18 protein-coding genes are annotated in these 16,456 nt (G+C 69.3%); 10 read left to right on the plus strand and 8 right to left on the minus strand.

Features of this window, described 5'->3' with window-relative positions:
* The first annotated feature begins 53 nt into the window (after window positions 1-53).
* Window positions 54-1,916, plus strand: a complete 1,863-nt coding sequence (gene leuA / locus TU34_RS20215) for a 2-isopropylmalate synthase (RefSeq protein WP_045824693.1) — start codon at window positions 54-56, stop codon at window positions 1,914-1,916.
* Between the two features lie 55 nt (window positions 1,917-1,971).
* Here the strand turns inward: leuA and TU34_RS20220 are convergent, their stop codons facing one another.
* Window positions 1,972-2,772, minus strand: coding sequence for an SDR family oxidoreductase (locus tag TU34_RS20220; RefSeq protein ID WP_082080475.1), 801 nt, complete (start codon window positions 2,770-2,772; stop codon window positions 1,972-1,974).
* 78 nt (window positions 2,773-2,850) lie between these two features.
* On the opposite strand from TU34_RS20220, the gene TU34_RS20225 reads away from it, so the two are divergent.
* Entirely contained in the window at window positions 2,851-3,201 is a 351-nt protein-coding gene (locus TU34_RS20225; RefSeq protein WP_238981405.1) for a winged helix-turn-helix transcriptional regulator, read from the plus strand.
* A gap of 70 nt (window positions 3,202-3,271) precedes the next feature.
* Window positions 3,272-4,771, plus strand: a complete 1,500-nt coding sequence (locus TU34_RS20230; protein ID WP_045824695.1) for a flavin-containing monooxygenase — start codon at window positions 3,272-3,274, stop codon at window positions 4,769-4,771.
* A gap of 55 nt (window positions 4,772-4,826) precedes the next feature.
* On the opposite strand, the gene TU34_RS20235 is transcribed toward TU34_RS20230, so the two are convergent.
* The gene (locus TU34_RS20235; protein WP_045824696.1) at window positions 4,827-5,717 is read right to left on the minus strand and encodes a LysR family transcriptional regulator; all 891 of its coding nucleotides are present in this window, start codon (window positions 5,715-5,717) and stop codon (window positions 4,827-4,829) included.
* Window positions 5,718-5,790: 73 nt separating this feature from the next.
* Here TU34_RS20235 and TU34_RS24410 point away from each other — a divergent pair, with 73 nt between their 5' ends.
* Genes TU34_RS24410 through TU34_RS20250 form a run of 3 tightly spaced genes read left to right on the plus strand, consistent with a single transcriptional unit; the run spans window position 5,791 to window position 8,697 of the window.
* Window positions 5,791-6,816 (plus strand): EamA family transporter, encoded by a 1,026-nt coding sequence (locus TU34_RS24410; RefSeq protein WP_150116630.1) that lies wholly within the window; start codon window positions 5,791-5,793, stop codon window positions 6,814-6,816.
* Window positions 6,735-7,979, plus strand: coding sequence for a Mur ligase family protein (locus tag TU34_RS20245; RefSeq protein WP_238981410.1), 1,245 nt, complete (start codon window positions 6,735-6,737; stop codon window positions 7,977-7,979). Before TU34_RS24410 ends, TU34_RS20245 begins: the two co-directional genes overlap by 82 nt.
* Window positions 7,972-8,697, plus strand: a complete 726-nt coding sequence (locus TU34_RS20250; protein WP_082080476.1) for a type 1 glutamine amidotransferase — start codon at window positions 7,972-7,974, stop codon at window positions 8,695-8,697. The genes TU34_RS20245 and TU34_RS20250 overlap by 8 nt, the downstream gene beginning before the upstream one ends.
* Before the next feature lie 34 nt (window positions 8,698-8,731).
* Here the strand turns inward: TU34_RS20250 and TU34_RS20255 are convergent, their stop codons facing one another.
* The 5 genes from TU34_RS20255 to TU34_RS20275 are packed head-to-tail and all read right to left on the minus strand — an operon-like array spanning window position 8,732 to window position 11,320.
* Window positions 8,732-9,283, minus strand: coding sequence for a uridine kinase family protein (locus TU34_RS20255; RefSeq protein WP_045824698.1), 552 nt, complete (start codon window positions 9,281-9,283; stop codon window positions 8,732-8,734).
* Between the two features lie 8 nt (window positions 9,284-9,291).
* A complete protein-coding gene (gene recR, locus TU34_RS20260; RefSeq protein ID WP_045824760.1) occupies window positions 9,292-9,903 on the minus strand; it encodes a recombination mediator RecR in 612 nt (203 codons plus the stop codon).
* 7 nt (window positions 9,904-9,910) lie between these two features.
* Window positions 9,911-10,246 (minus strand): YbaB/EbfC family nucleoid-associated protein, encoded by a 336-nt coding sequence (locus tag TU34_RS20265; protein ID WP_045824761.1) that lies wholly within the window; start codon window positions 10,244-10,246, stop codon window positions 9,911-9,913.
* A 49-nt stretch (window positions 10,247-10,295) separates the two neighbouring features.
* Window positions 10,296-10,631, minus strand: a complete 336-nt coding sequence (locus tag TU34_RS20270; RefSeq protein ID WP_045824699.1) for a hypothetical protein — start codon at window positions 10,629-10,631, stop codon at window positions 10,296-10,298.
* Window positions 10,628-11,320, minus strand: a complete 693-nt coding sequence (locus TU34_RS20275; RefSeq protein ID WP_045824762.1) for a metal ABC transporter ATP-binding protein — start codon at window positions 11,318-11,320, stop codon at window positions 10,628-10,630. The genes TU34_RS20270 and TU34_RS20275 overlap by 4 nt, the downstream gene beginning before the upstream one ends.
* Window positions 11,321-11,386: 66 nt before the next feature.
* Between TU34_RS20275 and aztB the strand changes: the two genes are divergently transcribed.
* The 4 genes from aztB to aztD are packed head-to-tail and all read left to right on the plus strand — an operon-like array spanning window position 11,387 to window position 15,527.
* Window positions 11,387-12,244 carry a zinc ABC transporter permease AztB gene (gene aztB / locus TU34_RS20280; protein WP_045824700.1) on the plus strand — a complete coding sequence of 286 codons (858 nt, stop codon included), beginning with the start codon at window positions 11,387-11,389 and terminating at the stop codon, window positions 12,242-12,244.
* The gene (locus TU34_RS20285) at window positions 12,241-13,410 is read left to right on the plus strand and encodes a hypothetical protein (protein ID WP_052689098.1); all 1,170 of its coding nucleotides are present in this window, start codon (window positions 12,241-12,243) and stop codon (window positions 13,408-13,410) included. The genes aztB and TU34_RS20285 overlap by 4 nt, the downstream gene beginning before the upstream one ends.
* Entirely contained in the window at window positions 13,407-14,321 is a 915-nt protein-coding gene (aztC, locus tag TU34_RS20290; protein WP_045824701.1) for a zinc ABC transporter substrate-binding protein AztC, read from the plus strand. The genes TU34_RS20285 and aztC overlap by 4 nt, the downstream gene beginning before the upstream one ends.
* 24 nt (window positions 14,322-14,345) lie before the next feature.
* The gene (aztD, locus tag TU34_RS20295; protein ID WP_045824764.1) at window positions 14,346-15,527 is read left to right on the plus strand and encodes a zinc metallochaperone AztD; all 1,182 of its coding nucleotides are present in this window, start codon (window positions 14,346-14,348) and stop codon (window positions 15,525-15,527) included.
* Between the two features lie 13 nt (window positions 15,528-15,540).
* Here aztD and TU34_RS20300 read toward each other — a convergent pair whose 3' ends face one another.
* Window positions 15,541-16,455 carry a pseudouridine synthase gene (locus tag TU34_RS20300; RefSeq protein WP_045824702.1) on the minus strand — a complete coding sequence of 305 codons (915 nt, stop codon included), beginning with the start codon at window positions 16,453-16,455 and terminating at the stop codon, window positions 15,541-15,543.
* Window position 16,456: the final 1 nt, after the last annotated feature.

The raw sequence follows: 16,456 nt of genomic DNA on the forward strand, positions 1-16,456 counted from the left end.
GGGTCGATCCTGCGCCGGTCACTTCATCCACGACCACGGAGAAATGACCTCCCATGCCTGCAGCAGACAGTTTTCGTTCCGGAGCCAGCCGCATCGTCTCGCCCGGCGGCCCCGTCCCCTCTGATCAACCGAGCTGGAACACCCAGCGCGCCTCGGCGATGCCGTCGCATCGGTACAAGCCCTTCGCCGACGAGGTCGAGGCCATCACGCTGGCCGACCGCACCTGGCCCGACCGGATCATCGACCGCGCCCCCGCGTGGTGCGCGGTCGATCTGCGCGACGGCAACCAGGCGCTGATCGACCCGATGAGCCCGGCGCGCAAGCGCCGGATGTTCGACCTGCTGGTCCGCATGGGCTACAAGGAGATCGAGGTCGGCTTCCCCTCGGCCAGCCAGACCGATTACGACTTCGTCCGCGAGATCATCACCGACGGAGCCATCCCCGACGACGTCACCATCCAGGTCCTCACCCAGTGCCGTGATGAACTCATCGAGCGCACCTTCGACGCCTGCCGCGGCGCGAACCGGGTGATCGTGCACTTCTACAACTCGACCTCGGTCCTGCAGCGCCGTGTCGTGTTCCGCGCCGACAAGGCCGCGATCACCAAGATCGCCACCGATGCCGCCCGCAAGGTGAAGTCGGAGGAGCAGAAGTACCCCGACACCCACTGGCGCTACGAGTACTCCCCGGAGTCATACACCGGGACCGAGCTCAGCTACGCCAAGGAGGTGTGCGACGCGGTCACCGAGATCATCGCGCCCACCCCGGCCGACCCGATCATCCTGAACCTGCCGGCGACCGTCGAGATGGCGACGCCGAACGTGTACGCCGACTCCATCGAGTGGATGCACCGCAACCTGGCCCGTCGCGACTCGGTGATCCTGAGCCTGCACCCGCACAACGATCGCGGAACCGCGGTTGCCGCAGCAGAACTCGGTTACCAGGCGGGCGCCGACCGCATCGAGGGCTGCCTGTTCGGCAACGGGGAGCGCACCGGCAACGTGTGCCTGGTGACCCTCGGGATGAACCTGTTCAGCCGCGGCGTCGACCCGCAGATAAGCTTCTCCGACATCGACGAGATCCGTCGGACCGTGGAGTACTGCAACCAGCTCGGCGTTCCCGAGCGCCACCCCTACGGCGGCGATCTGGTCTACACCGCGTTCTCGGGCAGCCACCAGGACGCGATCAACAAGGGGCTCGACCAGATGAAGGTCGACGCCGACGCCGCCGATTCCGACATCGACGACCTTTACTGGCAGGTTCCGTACCTGCCCATCGACCCCAAGGACGTCGGCCGCAACTACGAGGCCGTGATCCGCGTCAACAGCCAGTCGGGCAAGGGCGGCGTCGCCTACATCATGAAGTCCGACCACGGCCTGGCCATGCCGCGGCGACTGCAGATCGAGTTCAGCCGTGAGATCCAGAAGATCACCGACGGCGAGGGCGGCGAGGTCTCGCCCAAGGAGATGTGGGACGTCTTCGCCGACGAGTACCTGCACCCGCTGCGACCGCTGGAGCGCATCAGCCAGCGCGTCGACGCCGCCGAGACCGACGACGGCGAGGACCGCATCAGTGCGGTGGTCAAGGTCGACGGCGTCGAGAAGGAGATCGCCGGCCGGGGCAACGGGCCGCTCGCGGCGTTCGTCGATGCCCTGGGCACCGTCGGGTTCAACATCCGGATCCTCGACTACAGCGAGCACGCGATGACCGCGGGCTTCGACGCCAGCGCGGCCAGCTACGTGGAGACCGAGATCGACGGCGAGGTCGTGTGGGGCGTCGGCATCGCCACCTCGATCACCACCGCGACGCTGCGCGCGGTCGTCTCGGCGGTCAACCGCAACCACCGCAAGTTGTTCGGGTCGGGACAGGGCGACGACGTCGCCGCAGGCCCTGCCCCGCGGACCTGGGCGCCCTAGCCCGCGCCGACCCGCCCTGAACCGACGAACCCGCCTCCTGCGTGAGGCGGGTTCGTCAGTTCGGCGCGGGTTCGCACAGGCGGCTTCTCACCAGTCGAGGGGGATGGCCCGGAACGGCACCGTCGAACGGTGCGCCATCCCGTGCCGTGAGCGTCTGCACCGTGGATGCGCCGACCGGGACACGCAGGGGCGGTGAGTCCATCTCGGCCGCATCGACGATCGCCGTCGCCACCTCGGCCGGGGTCAGCATCGACGAGAACACATCCCCGCGCTGCGACATCAGTGGCGCGTACGGGTCATCGGGCAGCGCGTATCTGAGGACGTCGTCGAGTGCCCCGGTCGAGATCGCGCCCGGTTCGATGAGCGACGCGTGGATCCCGAAGTGCCCCACCTCGATCGCGAGCTCCTCGACAAGCGCCTCGAGCGCCCACTTCGTGGCTGCGTAGGCCGCGTTTCCGGGCAGCACCACGCGCCCGACAACGCTGGACAGGAACAGCAACCGACCACTTCCCCGCGTCCGCATCTGGGGGAGCACGGCCTGGGCGGTCCGGATCGAACCGACGGTGTTGGCCGAGAACAGCCGCTCGAGTTCTGCCGGTGGCGTGGCCTCGACCGACGCATGGAAGATCACGCCCGCGTTGGAGACCAGGATGTCGAGATCGCCGGCCTCCGCGATGGCTGCGTCGACAGACGCCTGATCGGTCACGTCGAGCGCGAGACGCTGGTCGACATCGAGATCGTCCAGCGTTCGGGGATCACGGGCGGTGGCGACCACACGATGTCCGCGGGCGGCGAACTCCTCGGCGGTGGCGCGGCCGAGGCCTTTCGACGCTCCGGTGATGAGTACCGATGGCATGGCATTTCCTTCCTGGTCGACGCGACCTGTCGGTGGGTTTGGTTTTCCAACTCACTCGGCCGGCGTTACGCTAACACCGTGAGTCCCGAAGTCAAACCGACAATGCTTGCCGGCGTCCGCGAATGCCCCATCGACGACGCCCTCACCGTCGTGGGTGATCGCTGGTCACTGCTCGTGGTGCGTGAGATCGGTTTCGGCGTGACCCGGTTCAACGACATCGCGCGACACACCGGGATGGCCCGCGACCGGCTGGCATCTCGCCTCCGCTCGCTCGAGACCGCGGGCATCATCCGACGAGAGCAGTACAACGAGCGGCCTCCGAGGCACGAGTACCTGTTGACCGAATCCGGCCGTGGCCTGCTCCCCGTTCTGGACGCGCTGCGGCGATGGGGCGACATGATGCCCCACGGGGCGCCTGCCACTCCTTGACTCGACGGCGGGGATGCACGACACTCGGGCTACATGTGACGATGAGTCACACTTAGTTGAGGGGTCGACGATGACACCACAGTTCGACGCGATCATCGTCGGCGCAGGCTTCGGCGGCATGGGTGCGGCGATCGCACTCCGCGAACTGGGGTACGAACGTCTGACGATTCTCGACCGCGAGGACGACCTCGGCGGTACGTGGCACGTCAACCACTACCCCGGGCTCGCCGTCGACATCGCGTCGGTCACCTACTCGTACTCGTTCGCCCCGAACCCCCACTGGTCCCGACTGTTCGCACCCGGCGCCGAGCTGAAGAAGTACGCCGAGCACATCGCCGACACCTACGACCTCCGACGCTCCATGCGTTTCGGTGTCAGTGTGCAGCGCGCCGAATGGGATGACGGCGAACACCACTGGACCGTGACCACCGACGCGGGCGAGACCCTCACCGGACGCTTTCTCGTGACCGCGACCGGATTCCTGTCGCAACCCCATACGCCCGACTTCCCGGGCATCGACGAGTTCGCGGGCACGATCATCCACACCACCCGGTGGGATGACGACCACGACTTCACCGGCGAGCGCGCGGCGATCATCGGCACGGGCGCCACAGCTGTGCAACTCATCCCCGAGATTGCTGCGCGCGCAACCGCTCTCACGGTCTTCCAACGTACCCCCATCTGGGTGGTGCCCAAGATCGACTTCGCCATACCCCCATTCGTGCAGCGCCTGTTCGCCCGTGTGCCGCGCACCCAGCGGGCGGCCCGATCGGTGAACAACGCGATCCTCGAGGGGATCATGGTGGTGGGTGTGCTGCACTTCCGGCAGGCCAAGATCGTCAACAAGATCGCCGCCGCCGCCGCGCGGGCGCATCTGAGGGTCTCGGTTCGCGGTCGCGCGACGAGGAAGGCCCTCACGCCGCACTACGACTTCGGCTGCAAACGACCGACGTTCTCCAACAAGTACTTCCGCACCTTCAACCGCCCGAACACCCGGCTGCAGACATCGTCGATCGAACGCTTCGAGAGCGACGCGGTGATCACCGCCGACGGCACCCGCACACCGATCGACACACTCGTGCTGGCGACCGGTTTCAACCTCTGGGACACCAATTTCCCTGCGTTGCAGATCATCGGACGCGAGGGACGCGACCTCGGTGCGTGGTGGCGTGAACACCGGTTCCAGGCGTACGAGGGCATCACGATCCCGAGGTTCCCGAACCTGCTGAGCCTGAACAGTCCGTACTCCTACAGCGGGCTGTCCTACTTCACGACGATCGAATCGCAGATGGCCCACATGCGACGTCTGCTCGGCGAGCTGTCGCGGCGTGGCGCGGACACCTTCGAGGTGACCGACGACGCGAACTCCGCCTTCCTCGACGACGTCACCGAGAAGCTCGGTGACTCGGTGTTCTACGGCGGCCAGTGCTCCACCTCGCGGAGTTACTACTTCAACCAGCACGGCGAGGCGGCACTGCTGCGTCCGACCTCGACATCGAACAGCCTCCATTCGGCCTCGACGTTCCCGCTCTCGGACTACGCGTTCGGTACCAGCACCCAGCCCGCCTGAGACGCCGCTGCCGGCGCCACCCCGTCACGCGGTACGGCCGTTCTCGCCGCCGCCGTCACTCGATGCTCGCGCACAACCCACGGATGTCCTCGGCCACGGCGGCGTTGACGCGTCGCTCGAGGGCCGTCGGTCGGTGGAGGATCTCGTAGACGCGGGCCGCGCGCACGCCGGAGAGCACCAGCCGATGGACCTGCGGATGCCGCACCGCGTGACGGGGCATGAGGGCGATGCCGTGGCCGGCGGCGACCATGGCCTCGATGACCGCGAAGTCGTTGATGCGGTGGACGACCCGGGGTGCGACACCGGTCACCGTCGCCAGTGACAGCAGCACGTCGTCGACCGGGAACCCACCGCGCACGCTGATCCAGTCCTCGTCGTCGAGATCGTCGAGACTCACCGATTCCTGCTCGGAGAGCCGGTGGTCGGGCGGCACGACGAGGTCGACGGGCTCACGCATCACCACGGCGGAGCGAACGCGGGGCGACGTGATCGAGGGCGCGCGTTCGTCACGGTGGGTGAGCACGAGATCGTGGTCGGCCAGCGCATCGGGCGCCGAGCCGTAGGGCACGTCGACATCGGCGGCCACGAGGTCGATCCCCGACGACCGCGTCGCCGACAGCAGACCCGGTAGCAGCAGCGCCGCGGCCGAGGGGAACATCGCGAGTCGCACCGTGCCGACGGTGGTGCGAGAACGGGCGGCCATCTCCTCGGCCGCCCGGTCGACGGCGGCGATCACCTCGTCGGCGCGCAGCACCAGCGCACGGCCCGCGTCGGTGAGCCGCAGACCGCGCCCCTGCTGCTCGAGGAGATCGATACCCGCCTCGCGAGCCAGTACCTTCAACTGCTGCGACACCGCCGAGGGGGTGAGGCGCATCGCATCGGCGACGGCACCCACACTGCCCCGGTCGGCGAACTCCCTGAGCAGCCGCAAGCGGTGGACATCCATGTAGCAAATCTACAATGACCGTCCACAACAATTCGATTGTGCTGAAGCGGCCGGCTCGCCCATCGTTGTCCGCATGAGCACTCGCCACCGTCTGATCGGTCTGACCGTCGTCGTGCTGTGGGGTCTGAACTTCATCGCGATCCACGCGGGCCTCGAACACTTCCCGCCGTTCTTCTTCGCCGCCCTGCGCTTCGCCGTGATGGCCGTCCCGGTGATCCTGTTCGTCCCCTTCCCGAACGTCCCCGTGCGTTGGCTGCTTCTGTACGGAGCCGGATTCGGCATCGTCCAGTTCGCGTTCCTGTTCCTGGCGTTGGCGACCGGCATGCCCACCGGTCTCGCGTCACTGGTGCTCCAGTCGTCGGCGCCGTTCACCGTCATCCTCGGGGTGGTGTTGCTCGGCGAGCGGATGACGCTGCGGCAGGTGGTGGGCATCGGCGTCGCGATCGTCGGAATGGTGGTGATCGGGATCGACCGGGCCGAGGCCGGCGCCGGGATCGGCGTGCTCCCGATGCTGCTCACCCTCATCGCCGGGCTCGGCTGGGCGTTCGGCAATCTCGGCAGCCGTCTGGCCAAGCCCGACAACCCCATGCGGCTCACGCTGTGGATGTGCGTGATCCCGCCGATCCCGCTCTACCTCATGAGCCTGGTGATCGAGGGCCCCTCGGCGGGGGTCGACGCACTGTCGACCGCGTTCACGCACGAGGGTCTGATCGCGCTCGGCGGACTCGCCTACGTGATCGTGCTGGGGACCGTCGCCGGGTCGGGACTGTGGACCTATCTGATGAGCAAGCACCCGGCGAGCACGGTGGCGCCGTTCTCGCTGCTGGTGCCCGTGGTGGGGATCACCGCCTCATGGCTCGTGCTCGGTGAGAACCCGTCTGCGCTGCAGCTCATCGGGGCCGCGGTGGTCATCATCGGCTGCCTCGGCGGGATGATGGGCGCGGCGGGCAGAGCGGTCCCTGTGACAGACTCATCGGCATGTCCGACGCCCCCACGCAACGCCGGGCGCGCCTCCCGATTCGTACCCGGACGGCGCTCGCGGCGGCCGCAGGAGCTCGCTGGGCCTCCCAGAGAACCGGTCGCGGCAAAGGCTCCATGATCGGTGGCCTCATCGCCGCGAAGATCGACCCCTCGATCATGGGTCGTCTCGCGGGCGGCAAGGCCACCGCGCTCATCACCGGCACCAACGGCAAGTCCACGACGACGAAGATGACCGCCGCGGCGCTGGCCGGTCTCGGTGGCGTCATCAGTCAGGCCGACGGCGCGAACATGGACGCCGGCATCATCGCCGCGCTCACCCTCGGACGCGACGCGCCGTACGCGGCGATCGAGGTCGACGAGCTGCACGTGCCCCACGTGTCCGACGCGGTCGATCCCGACGTGCTTGTGCTGCTGAATCTCTCACGCGATCAGCTCGACCGCGTGGGCGAGATCAACATCATCGAGCGCAGGCTGCGCGAGGGCATCGCCAGACACCCCGACATGACGGTGATCGCCAACTGCGACGACGTGCTCGTCGCCTCCGCGGCGTACGACGCGGCGAACGTGGTGTGGGTCGCGGCCGGCGCCGGATGGGCCAACGACTCGGTGAGCTGCCCACGCTCGGGCGAACCGATCATCCGTTCCGGCGACGACTGGTACAGCAGCGGAACCGACTTCCGGCGCCCCACACCCTCGTGGTGGTTCGACGACGACTCCATCCACGGCCCCGACGTCTTCACCGCGCCGATGACCCTCACCCTGCCCGGGAAGGCCAACCGCGGCAACGCGACCCAGGCCGTCGCCGCAGCGGTGGCCATGGGCGCCGACCCCCACGCAGCGGTCGCCGCGGTGTCCGGTGTCGGCGAGGTCGCCGGGCGGTACGGGGTGCGCACCGTCGGCCCGCACTCGGTGCGTCTGCTGCTCGCCAAGAACCCCGCCGGATGGCAGGAGGCGCTGTCGATGATCGATCCCGACGCCGCCGGACTGGTGATCGCCGTCAACGGCCAGGTGCCCGACGGCGAGGACCTCTCGTGGCTCTGGGACGTGCGTTTCGAGCACTTCGAGAACACGACGGTGGTCGCCGCGGGAGAACGGGCCTCCGATCTCGGGGTGCGTCTCATCTACGCCGGAGCCGAGCACCAGACCATCCCCGATCCGTTGGTCGCCATCGCCTCGTGCCCTCCCGGCCGGGTGGACGTCCTCGCCAACTACACCGCGTTCCGTGACCTCGGCGTCGCCATCGACCGGATCGAACGCTCGGAGGGGACCCGCCGTGGCTGACCAGACCTCAGCTCTCCGAATCGGTTTGGTGCTGCCCGACGTGATGGGCACCTACGGCGACGGCGGCAACGCCCTCATCCTCCGGCAGCGCGCACGGATGCGCGGCATCGACGCCGAGATCGTCCAGATCACCCTCGACGACCCCGTCCCCGAGTCGCTCGACGTCTACACACTCGGCGGGGCCGAGGACTACGCGCAGCGTCTTGCCACCCGACATCTCCTGCGCTACCCCGGTTTACAGAAGGCCGCCGCCAAGGGAGCGCCCGTGCTGGCGATCTGCGCCGCCATCCAGGTTCTGGGTCACTGGTACGAGACCTCGGCAGGCGAGCGGGTCGAGGGCATCTCGATGCTCGATCTCACCACCACACCGCAGACGACCCGCAGCATCGGCGAGCTGGTCACCAGCCCCACCCTCGCAGGCCTCACGCAGCAACTCACGGGATTCGAGAACCACCGCGGTGGAACGATTCTCGGTGCCGACTCGGTTCCGCTGGCCCGCGTCGACTCCGGTCACGGCAACCGGGCCGGGGATCGAGCCGACGGCGCTGTCACCGGGTCGGTGATCGGCACGTACCTCCACGGTCCGGTGCTCGCCCGCAATCCCGAGCTCGCCGACCACCTGTTGTCGCGGGCCATGGGTGGCGCGACACTGGCACCGCTCGACCTGCCGGAGATCGACCAACTGCGCCGTGAACGGATCGCCGCGGCGAAGCGGTAGCTGAGGAGTTCGACGCTCGAGGAACTCGACCGGGTCAGCCGATCACCCGACACCGCTCGCGGGTGCGGTCGACGGCGAACCAGCCGGCCTCGAAGTCCTGCCAGCGTCGCAGGTGCTCCCGCGTGCTCTCGCCATCGCGGGCGACCGCGCGCTCGAGTCGTTCCGGGGCGGTCGGGCCGTCGAGCCACAGCGCATGGTCGGCGCGATCGGCCATCGCGGTCCGCGCACTCGACACCCCCTCGATGACCAGGAGCGGTTCCCACCGGATCCACACGCGTGGACCCGGCTCGGCGGTGTCGCCACGCCACACCCGCGGTCGGTGCCGGTAGTCGTGTCGGCGCGTATACGCCTGCAGCACCTCGTGTTCGAGCTCCGGCCACCAGCCCACCGGGTCGTCCCACGTGGCGAACTCGTCGGTGCGGATGAGCACCGCACCTCGCCTGCGCGCGCCCAGCGCACTCATCAGCTGATCGGCGAACGACGACTTTCCTGCGCCCGACGGCCCGTCGATCACCACGATGCCCGAACGGAGCTCGTCGGCGAGATCCGATGCCACCGAACGGGAATCGAGATCAGGAGACGACACGACGGCGACTAGGTGAGAACACGACGACCCGACACGGCGCGCCCGAGGGTGAGTTCGTCGGCGAATTCGAGGTCACCGCCCATGGGCAGACCGGAGGCCAGTCGGGTGACCGACAGGCCCGGGAAGTCCTTGAGCATCCGCACGAGATAGGTTGCGGTGGCCTCGCCCTCGGTGTTCGGGTCGGTCGCGACGATCACCTCGGTGACGTCGACACCGTCGGCCTGATTACCGAGGCGCCGCAGCAGTTCTCGGATCCGCAGCTGGTCGGGACCGATGCCGCCGAGCGGGTCGAGGGCGCCGCCGAGCACGTGGTAGCGCCCCTTGAACTCCTTCGTGCGCTCGATGGCCTGCACGTCCTTGGGTTCCTCGACCACGCAGATCTTCGTGGTGTCGCGGCGGGCGTCGGAGCAGATGCGACACAGCTTGTCGGCGGAGACGTTGCCGCATTCAGCACAGAAGGTGACGTCGTCACGGACGTGTCCGAGAGCGGCGATCAACCGGTCGAACTCCTGGTTCTCGGAGCCGAGCAGGTGGAACGCAATACGCTGTGCGCCTTTGGGTCCCAGACCGGGGAGCTTGGCCAGCTCGTCGATCAGATCCTGGATCGGTCCCTCGTACACGGGGGTGTCACTGACCCAGGCCGGGGCCGCCGAATCCGGGCAGCCCGCCACCCAGTCCGCCGAGGCCGCCGGCCAGGGGGCCCATGGTCTGCGACGCCAGGGCGTCGCGCTTGCTCGCGAGGTCGGCCAGCGCGCCGACGATGAGATCCTGCAGTGTCTCGACGTCGTCGACGTCGATCACCTTCGGGTCGATCGTCACGCCGGTCACGTCGCCTGTACCGCTTCCGGTCACGGTGACCAGGCCGCCACCGGCCGTGCCGGTCAGCTCGGTCTCCGCGATCTGGTTCTGCGCGGCCAGAAGCTGCTCCTGCATCTTCTGTGCCTGCGCCAACAGTCCTGCCATCGGGTTCTCGGGATCCACGGAGTCCAGCGTAGTGGGCGCGCCGCCCAAGTCAGCGCAGCAGACGCTCGACGTGCTCGGCGATCTCGTCGAGGGTCACGCCGTCGGCGGCCTCGGCGTCGAACGACAGGACGTCGGTGCCGCCGAAGATCCGTGACGCGCGGGCGGTGAGCGCGAACTCGAACCGGTCGCCGACCCGTCGCCACTGCGTGATGCCATCGGGGACCGGCGCGCTCATACCGGTGCTGACCTGGTACGTCGGCGCCGTCGTGGTGACCTGGGTCAGCAGGTCACGTTGGATCTGGAAGCAGTCGCTGCTCTCGGTGTCGAGAAAGATGACGGCCTCGAACGCCAGATCGGCGATGCGGTCGTACGACGCGACGATCATCCGACCATCGTCGCACCCCCGGGTGGGGTGAACGCGCCCCACACGGCCGCCACCCGCGCGGCGGTGAGCACCTCGGCGCCCGGCCCCTGGGCCACCACCCGCCCCGATGCGAGCACCACACAGTGCGCGGCATGTGCCGCGGCCCCGAGGTCGTGGGTGACCTCGATGACGACGGCGCCGCGGTGGGCCTCCTCGGCGATCACCTGCGCGACCACCTCACGGGAGATCGCATCGAGCCCCGAGGTGGGTTCGTCGAGGAGCAGCACCTCGGCCTGCTGGGCCAGGGCCTGCGCGATCAGCACGCGCTGTCGCTGCCCTCCGGAGAGAGCCCCGACCTGTCGATCTCGCAGGTCTCCGATCGCGACGCGGTCCATCGCCTCACGCACGAGGGACCGGTCCTCGGGGCGGAGTCGACGATGCCTGCGTGCACGCCACCGACCCATGGCGACCGCATCGCCCACCGTGATCGGCAGCCGGTCGGACACGACCCGGTGCTGCGGCACGTACGCCGGGGTTCCCGCCTCCACCGAGCCCGCATCCGGCCGACGTACCCCGACCACCACATCGAGGGCGGTCGTCTTCCCGGCGCCGTTCGGTCCCACCACCACGCTGTGGCACCCGGCATCGAACTCTGCGGTGACCGCCTCGAGCGCCCATCGGTCCCCGAAGCGCACACCGACGCCTCTCATCTGCACCTTTACCAACGCATTACCCGCTTCCCATAATGAAAACGACTCCCATTATGCTCTAGCCGCATGTACTGGATCACCGAGCCGTTCGCGAGCATCGCGACGCAACGCGCACTCCTCGCCGGGATTCTGGCGGCGGTCCTGTGCGCGGTGGCGGGATCCTGGGTGCTGATCCGCGGGCTCACCTTTCTCGGCGACGCGATGGCCCACGGGATGTTGCCGGGCATCGCCATGGCGACCCTGCTCGGCGGCAACCCGCTCATCGGGGCCACCGCGAGCGCGCTGGCGATGGCTGCGGGAGTGGGCGCAATGACCGGACAGCGACGAATCGGCGGTGACACCGCGATCGGCGTGCTGTTCGTCGGCATGCTGGCGCTCGGCGTCGTCATCGTGTCGCGGTCGAACTCGTTCACCGTCGATGTGACGGCGATCCTCTTCGGCGATCTGCTCGCGGTGCGCGGTGTCGACGTCGTGGTCCTCGCGGTGGCGACCGGTCTCGCGGTCGTGCTCGCCGCCCTCGGCCACCGGGCGTTCACGGCGGTGTCGGTCGACGAGCGGCTGGCGGTCGGCCTCGGCTACCGGCCCACCCTCGTCACCGCCGCGCAGATCCTGCTGCTGACGCTCGCCGTGGTGGCGTCGTTCCACGTCGTCGGGACGCTGCTCGTGTTCGGACTCCTCATCGCGCCGCCCGCCGCCGCCGCTCTCTGGGCCCCGCGCGTGGGCGTGATGATGCTCGGCGCCGCGGCCGTCGGGGCCGCCTCCACCGTCGTCGGCCTCGTCCTGTCGTGGCATCTCGCGACCGCCGCGGGAGCCACCGTGGCGCTCACCGCGGTCGGCGTATTCACCCTCTCCGCCCTCGCGTCGGCAGCCCATCGACGTCGGCCCCGCCGTCCGTCACGACCATCCCAGGAGATCCCCGCATGAGACGTGCCCTCGGCGTACCCACTGTCGGAACCTCATTCGTCCCGATCGCTCTCGCGCTCACGCTCGTGGTCGCCGGGTGCGCGAGCACCGAACCGGCCCCGGATGCGGGCGCGGAGTCCCCCACTCCGCACGGATACGTCGAAGGCGCCGAGGAGACCGCCGACACCCAGTACCGCCTGGTGGTCGCCGACACCACCGACGCGAGGGTCTCGGTGGTCGATCTGCTGACCGGCGAATCGTCATCGGTGGCCGATGCTCCCGGCACGACCGACCTCGTCCGCGACGGTCGGTACGCCTACGCGGTGTCGGCGACGACCACGACCGTCGTCGACAGCGGCGGATGGACCGTCGACCACGCCGATCACGTCCACTACTACCGGGCGGCGCCGCGATCCCCGGGCACGATCGACCGCGGCGGTCGACTGCTCGGCGTCCACGCCGACGCGACACACACCGCGCTGACCTACGACCGTTCCGTGGTGATCCTCGATCGCGAAGAGCAGGACCGGGGCCGGATCGTCGTTCTCGACCGCCTCCCGAGAACGGGCGCGGGCGCCGCGACCGTTCCGCTCGCGGGATCGTTGTTGACCCCGACCGACGACGGCATCGAGATCCGCGAATCCGACGGTGCACGTGCGCAGACCGTCGATTGCCGTTCACCGAGCGCATCGACCGTGGCGCGCCGCGGCGCCGTGTTTGCCTGCGCCGACGCTGTCGTCGTCATCTCCGCGCGCGGCCGGGTCACCACGATCGGTCTCCCACCGGGCACGGGACCCGTCGAGCGACTCGCCCACCGCCCCGGTGCCAACGGTGTGGTGGCCACCGGACCCGGTCGCGCCGTTCTCGTCGACCTGACCGCGCGGACCGCGACGCCGCTGCCCACGGATGTACCCGCCACGGCGGCGACGGCCGGCGAGACCGGTCCGATCGTCGCGACCGCAGCCGGCGGCGTGGAGGTGCGCCGTACCGCCACGTCGCCCGCGACCCGCACCCCACTCCCCGGTGTCACCGACGTCGGCACCGTGCAGATCGACACCGCCCGCACGTACGTGAACGACCCCGCGAGCAACCGCGTGTTCGAGATCGACCACCGCGACGACGGCCGCATCGCCCGCGTGATCACCACCCCCGGCCGGGCGTCGCTCATGGTGGAGACCGGACGATGACCCGCGCGCGCCTCCTGTCCGCTGTCGTGGCAACACTTCTCGTGGCAGCCGGCCTGGCCGGCTGCTCCGATCGACCGTCGTCGGCGATCGTCGTCACCACCAACATCCTCGGCGACATCACCCGCGAGATCGTGGGAGACCAGGCCGCGGTCACCGTGTTGATGCCTCCCGGTGCCGACCCGCACAGTTTCGGCATCTCGTCCCGTCAGGGCGCCGAGATGAGCTCGGCGGATCTCGTGATCAGTAACGGCCTGGGTCTCGAGGAGGGCGTCGCGCGGGCCGTCGATTCGGCCCGTGCCGACGGTGCCCCGGTGGTGACGGTGGCCGAGAACCTCGATCCGCTGCCGGTGGCGGGCAGCGACGATGTACCCGACCCCCACTTCTGGACCGACCCCGACCGGGTCGTGCGCGCGACGCAGATCATCGCCGACTCCGTCGCAGAGCACGTCGACGGCATCGACCGCGCCGAGCTCGACCGGACGCTGGGGGCCTACCGGGACCGCCTCGACGCGCTGACCACCTCGATGGAGACATCGTTCGCGCGGATCGGGGTCGACCGCCGCAAGCTGGTGACCAACCATCACGTGTTCGGCTATCTGGCACAACGATTCGGCTTCGAGGTCCTCGGGGCGGTCGTCCCCGGGGGCACGACGCTGGCGTCGCCGAGCGCCTCGGACCTCGCCGAGCTCGCCGCCGCGGTCCGGCAGGCCGACGTGCCGACGATCTTCGCCGACTCCTCTCAGCCGGACCGCCTCGCGCGCGTACTCGCCGAACAGACAGGGACCGACGTCGCCGTCGTCGGGCTGTTCACGGAGTCGCTCACCCCACCCGGTCAGGGAGCGGCGACCTACATCGAGATGATGCGCGCCAACACCGAACGGATCACGACCGGTCTCACCCGAGACCGCTGAACACCGATGAGAGAGGAAATGACCATGTCGCACAGCATGACCCGACGACGTGCCGCCACCGGCACATCCCTGGTCGTCGTCGCCGGGCTGATGGCCGCCGGATGTGGGGACGGCGGCGGAACCGATGCCGGGACCGCGTCGACAGCCGGTGGATCCGCCGCCACGATCGCCGAGCCGATCGCGGTGACCTACGACGGCGGTATCGCCGTGCTCGACGGCATCACGCTGGCGGTGTCGAAACAGGTTGCCGTCGAGGGGTTCACGAGACTTAACCCTGCGGGGAACGACCGCCACATGCTCGTCACGACACCCGCCGGATGGCAGGTGCTCGACGCGGGGACCGGCACGATGACCGACACGACGTTCGCCGCCACCGACGCAGGGCACGTCGTCACCCACGCGGGGACCACGGTGCTGTTCGACGACGGCACCGGGAAGGTCACGATGTTCGACCCGTCCGACCTCGGCGGCGAGACGCCGCCTGCGGTGACCGAGTACACCGCCCCCGCCCCGCATCACGGGGTGGCGGTGCTCTCCGGAGACGACCTGGTCGTGACCGAGGGAACCGAGGACGCACGGACCGGCATCGCCGTGCTCGGTCCCGACCGGAAACCGAAGGTGCGCAACACCGAGTGCCCCGGGGTGCACGGCGAGGCCGCCGCGCAGAACGAGGTGATCGCGGTGGGCTGCGAGAACGGCATGCTGCTCTACCGCGACGGCGCGATCGTGAAGGTGACCAGCCCGGATCCGTACGGCCGGATCGGCAACCAGGCCGGCAGCGATTCCTCACCTTTCCTTCTCGGCGACTACAAAACGGACGAGGACGCCGAACTCGAACGCCCGACACAGGTCTCCGTCGTCGACACCCGGACCGCGTCGCTGCGGCTCGTCGACCTCGGCACCAGCTACACGTTCCGTTCGCTCGAGCGCGGGCCGTCCGGCGAGGCCCTCGTCCTCGGTACCGACGGCGCAGTGCACTCCATCGACCCCGCGAGCGGGCGGGTGACCCGCAGCGTGCAGGTCGTCGACGCCTGGGAGGAACCGATCGAGTGGCAGGATCCGCGCCCGGCTCTGCGCGTACGGGGCGGAACCGCGTACGTCACCGATCCCGCCACGCGGTCGCTGACCACGCTCGACCTGGGGACCTTCGCCGTGGGCAAGCGGGTGACACTGCCCGGCGTGCCGAACGAGATCGCGACCGCCTGATCCGCGACGCCGGTCACCGGCGGGACACGAACTCCCGTCGGTGACCGGTGAGGGGGTCGACGAACGCCAGTCGGTGGGCGACGAGCCGCAGCGGTCGGGTGAAGTCGCCCCGCTCCGGCATCGACCCGAGCTCGTCGTCGATGACGGGATAGAGCGGATCGTCGATGATCGGTACCCCGAGTCGCGCCATGTGCACCCGCAACTGGTGGGTGCGTCCGGTGTGAGGCACGAGGTGATACCAGGCGCGGTCGGGCGAGGGCCCGGGTTCGATCGCCGCGACACGGGTGCGTGCGTTGACCGGTCCGTCGACGACGGATGCCTGTCGGTTCCCCCGCACCTTCTCGACACGGTCGGCGATCTCGCGGGGAACCGTCAGGCCGCTCGGCGGCGTGTGCGCCAACGCGCGGTAGTCCTTCTCGACCCGCCGGTCGGCGAACAGTTGCTGGTAGGGACGCCGGACCTCGGGCCGGCGGGTGAACAGCAGGACGCCCGCGGTCAGCCGATCGAGGCGATGGGCGGGACTCACCTCGTCCTCACCGAGCAGACGACGCAGGCGCACCAGAGCGGTCTCGACGACGTGGGCGCCGCGCGGCATGGTCGCGAGGAAATGCGGCTTGTCGACCACCACGATGTCGTCGTCGACGTGCAGGATCTCCAGCTCGAACGGGACAGGGGTCTCGGCGCCCACACCTCGGTGGAGGTAGAGCGGCTCGAGAGCGGGTACCGGTTCGGCGGCGGTCAGCGGCCGACCCGAACGGTCGACGACCTCACCGGCGGCGAACCTCGCCAGCAGCACCGCGTCGTCGACACCGGCCAACGCCCGGGTGGCCCGCACCGCGTCGAACGCCGATCCGTCGGATCGGGGCACCACCCGGGTGGCGTCGACCCCGTCCCGCGCGGGCAGCGGCGACGCCCGCCGACGGGACATC

Source organism: Williamsia herbipolensis (assembly GCF_000964005.1).
Classification (GTDB): Bacteria; Actinomycetota; Actinomycetes; order Mycobacteriales; family Mycobacteriaceae; genus Williamsia_A; species Williamsia_A herbipolensis.